Genomic DNA, 5314 nt, shown 5'->3' on the forward strand with positions numbered 1-5314 from the left:
AGCACCCAGCTGGACGCGCAGGGCCAGCCCCTGCAGGCCGAACTACGCCGCTACGACGCCTGGGGCCGGCTGCTCCAACTCAGCCAGCAGAGCTACCAACATGGCCAGCCAGCGGGTGCACCGCAGCTGCTCAAGCGCTACGAGTACACCGACCGGCGCTTCAAGGACGGCTCCATCGCCCTGGGCCTGCAGCCCACGCTGATCGCCCGGCCCAGCGTCATGGCCGGCAAGGAGCACAGCACCCGACTGAGCTACAACGACCTGGGGCAGGTCGTGCGCGTGAGCGAAGCGGGCTGGAGCCCGGTCGGCGACAAGGGCGACGAAGCACCGCAGGGCGTGGCCATCACGCGCACGACCGAGTACCGCTACAGCACGATCAATGGCCGCAGCGTGCTGGCTGCCATCGACGGGCCGCTTCCCAACGGCCCCAAAGGAACGCCCGAAGACTCGGACGTGACCCAGGTGCTCTTGGACGCCCGCGCCGACCGGCCCGTCAAGCTGCTCCACCCAGCGGGTCTGATGACCCGTGCCGAGTACAGCGCTGAAGGCCTGACACAGAAGCTGATCGGCATGGACGGCGTGGTCAGCGAATTCGAGTACACGCCTGGTGGCGCCATAGCCAGCATCACGCGGGCCGGCGTGAAGCGGCGCTTCGAGCATGACGCCCAAGGCCAGACCGTCGGCGTGCTGGAGGCCACGGGCGCCCGCACGCGCGCCGCCTTCGATTTGAGCGGCCAGCTGACAGCGCTGTTCGATGGCCAGAACAATCGCATCGAGCTCACACGCGACCTGGAAGGGCGACTGACCCGTGCTCGGCTGCTCAATTCCAAGGGCAGCGTTTCGCAGCAGCGCGACTTCGCCGCGCAGGACGAACTGGCCTCTGCAAGCGGCTCGGGCCGCGATGCGGTGATGGAGGCCATGCGCCAGATCGTCAGCCGATCGGAAGACAGTGCCAATGTGGCTCGACCCAACTTGCTGGCGGCCATGCACGCGGCGCAAGACGCACTGTCCGATACGGCCGCGCCGCGCCCACAAGCCTATGCCCAAGTGGCCGATGCCAACGGCGCCTTCACCGGCTACTACCGCGATGACTTCCATCAGCTCCGTCGCGTGGAGAGCCCGACCACGGGGGTGGCGGTGTTCGAGTACGACGCCGCAGGTCGCCTGCTGGCCCGCGTGAACGTGGGCCTCCATCGCGCCGAGTACCGCCGGGACCCGGCTGGACGGGTGGTGGCGGTGAAGGTGAGCGACGTGCACGGCAACGTCGACGAAGACGCACAGATCATCTGGGGCCCAGGCAACAAGCCTCAACGCATTCGCTACCTGGCCGGTGAAGAGCGCTTTGCCTACGACAGCGGTGGCCGCCTCGTCGAGCATGAGCAGCGCATCGACCAACATCGCTGGAAGATCCGCTACGCCTACAACGCCGCGGGTCAGATGACGGGCAAGACCTTGCCCGGCGGCCAGATGCTGAGCTACCGCTACCGAGGCAGCCAGCATCCGCGTGCGGGCCTGCTGGAGTCCGCATGGCTGGGCACGCGCCTCGAGCGGCCGCTGGTGTACGGCCTCAATGACGAGACCGACAGCTACACGCAGCGCCGCTTCATGCTCGGCAACGGCCTGAGCAACGAACGCAGCTTGGACGCACAAGGACGTGTGGTTGCCGCCGGAACCGCCGAAGTGGGCCAGACGCAGCTGGGCTACGCCTCGGCGACCCCTGGAGATGACGAGCCTGCGCAGGTCAGGACGCAGCGCAGCTTGGGGCTGGGCCAAGTCGCTGCCGGCTCGCCGCTGTGGCAGGCTCGGCTGCATGCCCAGACGGACCGCTGGCGCGGCCCGGTCAGCGCCGCGCAACTCCCAGCCGACGGCAGCGCGCACGAAGGCGTGGTGTTGCCCAACGAGTTGTTCGACGACCTCGGTCGCCAGCTCACGCGCGGTGGGCTGCGCTTCAGCTACGACGCGCTGAACCGCCTGACCGAGGTGCAGCGTGACACCAGCGCTGCCATGCAGCCGGTGGCCCGCTACCGCTACAACCTCTTCGGCCAGCGCATCGCCAAGGTCGTGCCCCAGGCCGGCGGACAGGGCAGCACGACGACCTATTTCTTCTACGACGGCAGCCAGCTGGTGGCCGAGGCCGATGCCGAAGGCGCCGTGCAGCAACAGTACGTGTGGATCAACGACAAGCCCGTGGCCATGCTGGCCCAGGGTCAGGTCTTGCATGTGCACACCGACCACCGCAATGCCCCGCTCGCGCTGACCGACGCCTCGCGCCAGGTGGTCTGGCAAGCGCAAGTGGCCGACTACCTTGAGGCCACCCCGGCGCAAGGCCGGTCGCTGGGCAGCGTTGCCTTCAATCTGCGCGGCTCCAACCAATACCAGGACCCCGAGACCGGGCTGCACTACAACACCCATCGCTACTACGACGCGCAAGCCGGCCGCTACCTCACGCCGGACCCCATGGGCCTGGCCGTCGGGCCGGACCTGTATGCCTTCGCGTTGAACCGCCCGCATTCGATGCAGGATCCACTGGGCTTGGCGCCCATCACCCGCGACGAAGACGTGCCGACCGCTGACTTCGCCGACAAGCTGAAGTACGTCTTCGAGAAAGCCGCAGCGAAGTATCCCGGCGAGGTGGGCAATGCGCTGCTTGAGATGGTGAGCCCCACCTCTCTGGCCACGACCGCCGGCATCTTTGCCGTCTGGGCCGTCGCCCAAGCTACACCGGTGGGCTGGGCTGCCGATCTGCTGGTCGTCGGTGTGGGCTACTTCCTGCTCGGCTCCGCCATCGTCGAGACCCTGGAGACCTTTGTATCGACCTCGCTCAAGGTCTACAACGCCAAGTGCCTCGGTGATCTTGATGCGGCCGCCGACATCCTCGCCAGGGGCCTGGGCAGCGCCACAGCCAATATCGGCGCCGGTGCCGCAGCAGCCGGTGCCCCCAAGCTCGCCAAGATCATCCGCGACCTGCTGAACAAACGGCCCGCAGGCACCGTGCCCACGCCGCCTCGGGCCAGCAATCCACCGCCTGCTCCGCCGCCGGCCGCGCTCAACTCACTCAAGGGAAAGCAGCTATTTGGTCCACGCCTGAGCAACGTCAGGACGAACAATGACGGTAAGCTCGGCGAGCAAATTGCGGCCCAGGTACTCGAAGCGATGACGGGGGCAAAGTACAAAGGCATTCAAAATAGATCGGGCAATGGTCCGGACCTCATTCGAATCAATCCACAAACCAGAACCATTGAACATATCGAGGTCAAGTCCAGCCAGACTGGTGCGCCTGGTTGGCCTGCGGGGAATGGGACAACAAGGTTCCGTGACTGGATCTTCGAGGCGCAGCGGTTCGGGACCATTGCTGGCAAGGCTGTTTCGCCTGCCGATCAGCGCTATGCAAAGCAGATCCAGGCACTGCTCGATCAAGGATACAAGTTGGACAACAAAGTCATGCAAGTCACCATTCCGCCACCCAACAAGACCGGCACGCCGATTTTGGAACTGTTCGACTGGGTATAGAAACACCATGACTGCAGCAAGCTTCCAAGGATCCGGCCCAGCCGGTAAGTTTCCTTCGATCCGAAAATTTCTCGCGAACTACGTCCTGGGTCTACAGAACTGGGAAACGGAAGATTTGGGTTTCCTCAAAAGATACGCGGCTGAAGGCGGTTTTCCCTACCCTTCCCCTGACGGAGAGGGCATGTGGACTTACACGCTGGCCAATGCCAAAGACGACCTAGCACGCGTCGGCGTCGCACTGCGTTGGTCAGCCATCCAGTCTTGCCTCAAGGGTGAGCCTGGGTATGAGGCGACCTGGATACGCGCCACCGCCTACGAATACTGGGGGGGGCGTGCGGAACACCGCTTCGACCAATTCATGCTGCAAGACTACCGTAACGGCGGCCGGCCGCAATACTTGGGGATGCTTCGACTGCGCTCGGCGGTTTCCAGTCTGGCTCGGGTGTACTTGCTGGGCTGGGATCAGGAGACTTTGGCATTGACGCGCGGGATACTCTCTGCGCTGTCCCACGACGCCTATTTCGATGCCGATGAGACCTCACACCCGCGTGCCCAGTTCTTTGTGCTTCGCCTGCTGGCCTCGCATTTCGGACTAGCGATGCCGGTGGATCCGCCCTTTGCCCATGATGAGCCGATCTACGAGTTCCTTCTTGAGCATTGGCAAACGCCAGACCCCTTGCGGCTGACGGATGCACTGCTGGCGGCGCTGGACCGCCACACGCATCAGAGCGTTAGGCCCAAGCGCAATGGTCCGGCCTCAGATTTCTCATTCGACGAGGACTGGTATTTCCCCTACGAAGTGCTGCTCGTGCTGAAGCTGCGCGAGTTGGCCGGCTTGCCCAATCCGGCGGCCGAGCTCTTGGCGCATCCGCTGACGGCCACGCCGCTGGGGCGTCTGCCGGCACCGACACCGGTTTACAGCGATGCGGTATTGGACGGTGTTGTGCGGCGGCTGCGCAGTGAGTTCCCCGATCTGTAAAAGACGTCCAAGACGCAGCCATGCTGCGTTCGCTCGACATCTGGCAAGACATGGTGAGGCCCCAGTGAAAGCCGCAATCACCATCCACCTGGAGCTCCCACGGCTCATCGGCATGTTGGTCGGCCTTTCCGGTGAGCAGGTCCAAGCCGTCTGCCTCAAGGCCAGCCCCGCACGGGCCGAACTCATCGAGTCCGTCGATGTGTAAGGTCAGCTCCGTGATCTCTCGCTGGAACGGTCGAACTACGCGCCGCACGCCGAGATCCCAGCCGTGGCCGTGCTGATCAATTCGCGCGGCCGGGGTTTCGATCACGACAAAAACCTCTGAATGCGACGGTGCCAAGGCGTCGCATAGGAGGCGTACCAGAGCCCAGCGTGCAGTGCTGTACGCAGCCAACACCGCATCGGCACTCAATATGTTGCGCTTGGTAACTTCCAATCCACCGGTACCCGCGCCCGCGAGATCCGGCGCCGGGATCTGAGTCGCCACCCAGGCTGTCACACAGGGCCCATGAACACGGGCCGACGGCCTCGCCGCCCACCCGCGCGTATTCGGGAATGCACGCTGCCGGCCACCTTGGCATGAGCTGTTTGGCGCACAAACAGAAACACGAACCGACATCAACACAAAGACACTGCAGCGCGCGCGCGGGCAGAGCCCGGCGCTACCCCCGCCGGCCCGCCCCCTCATGAACTGCCGATGAAACTTACAAACGCACTCCCCCGCCTGCTGCTCGCCAGCGCCCTGAGCAGCCTGCTCGGCCTGCTGGCCCCAGCCGCCCAGGCCCAGCTCTTCCCACCCGGTGGCGGAGGCGGCAGCTGCGACCC

The 5314-nt window shown here is 65.0% G+C and carries 3 protein-coding genes; all 3 read left to right on the plus strand.

What is annotated here, in order from left to right; all coding sequences use genetic code 11:
* Positions 1–3510: RHS repeat-associated core domain-containing protein (locus LNV23_RS23625; protein WP_318023263.1), on the plus strand; the 3510-nt coding region annotated here is incomplete at its 5' end.
* Positions 3511–3517: 7 nt separating this feature from the next.
* Entirely contained in the window at positions 3518–4489 is a 972-nt protein-coding gene (locus tag LNV23_RS23630; RefSeq protein ID WP_263565200.1) for a hypothetical protein, read from the plus strand.
* A 64-nt stretch (positions 4490–4553) separates the two neighbouring features.
* Positions 4554–4694 carry a hypothetical protein gene (locus tag LNV23_RS23635; protein ID WP_263565201.1) on the plus strand — a complete coding sequence of 47 codons (141 nt, stop codon included), beginning with the start codon at positions 4554–4556 and terminating at the stop codon, positions 4692–4694.
* Positions 4695–5314 lie beyond the last annotated feature (620 nt).

Origin of the sequence: Kinneretia sp. DJ1R-11, from assembly GCF_025717595.1 — a bacterium.
GTDB lineage: Bacteria > Pseudomonadota > Gammaproteobacteria > Burkholderiales > Burkholderiaceae_C > Paucibacter_A.